The sequence below is a fragment of the Streptomyces klenkii genome (assembly GCF_003626645.1).
GTDB classification, from domain to species: domain Bacteria; phylum Actinomycetota; class Actinomycetes; order Streptomycetales; family Streptomycetaceae; genus Streptomyces; species Streptomyces klenkii.
In genome coordinates this window covers 1-1,058 of the sequence record NZ_RBAM01000194.1, presented here as the reverse complement: position 1 = coordinate 1,058, position 1,058 = coordinate 1, and the positions used below count along the sequence as shown (strand labels likewise).

The window sequence follows — 1,058 nt, the reverse complement described above, 5'->3', positions numbered from 1 at the left end:
GGGGACCCGTGGCCGTCCGCCACCAGCGTGGACTCGTCGAAGGGGAGCGCGCCGCCCAGGACCTCGCGCATGCGGGTGCGGTCGACCTCCCTGGTCCACGTGCCGATGACGACCGTGGCGACCGCGTTGCCGGCGAAGTTGGTCAGGGCGCGGGCCTCGCTCATGAAGCGGTCGATGCCGACGATCAGGCCGACGCCGTCGAGGAGTTCGGGGCGGTGGGACTGGAGCCCGCCGGCCAGCGTGGCGAGACCGGCGCCGGTGACCCCGGCCGCGCCCTTGGAGGCGATGATCATGAACGCCAGCAGCGAGACCTGCTCGCCCAGCGACAGCGGGTCGCCCATCACCTCCGCGATGAACAGCGAGGCCATGGTCAGGTAGATCGCGGTGCCGTCGAGGTTGAAGGAGTACCCGGTGGGGACCGTGATGCCGACGACCGGCCGGGAGACGCCCGCGTGCTCCATCTTGGCGATCAGGCGCGGCAGGGCCGACTCGGAGGAGGAGGTGGACAGGATCAGCAGGAACTCCCGGCCCAGGTAGCGCAGCAGGGAGAAGATGTTGATCCCGGCGACCACCCGCAGCAGCAGCCCCAGGACGACGAAGACGAAAATCAGGCAGGTCGTGTAGAAGCCGATCATGATGACGGCCAGCGAGCGCAGCGCGTCCGTGCCGGTCTCCCCCACCACCGCGGCGATCGCCCCGAACGCCCCCACCGGCGCGGCCCACATGATCATGCCGAGCACCCGGAAGACCATCCGCTGCACGTGCCCGATGCCCCGCAGCACCGGCTCCCCGGCCGGGCCCATCGCCTGGAGCGCGAAGCCGGCCAGCAGCGCGACGAGCAGCGTCTGGAGGACCTCGCCCTCGGTGAAGGCCGAGACCATGGTGGTCGGGATGATGCCGAGCAGGAAGTCGGTGGTGGACTCGGCCGCGCCCTCGGCCTGTTCGGCGCCCACGCCCCGGGCCTCCTCGGTGAGGTGCAGGCCCGCGCCCGGCTCCAGGAGGTTGCCGACGACCAGGCCCACGGCCAGCGCGAGGGTGGACATCACCAGGAAGTAGCC

Annotated in this window: 1 protein-coding gene; it reads right to left on the bottom strand. The window is 71.4% G+C overall.

Annotation, left to right across the window (positions count from 1 at the left end):
• Nucleotides 1-1,058 (bottom strand): cation:dicarboxylate symporter family transporter (locus D7231_RS35720; RefSeq protein ID WP_120760546.1); only part of this gene is annotated, 1,058 nt, incomplete at both ends.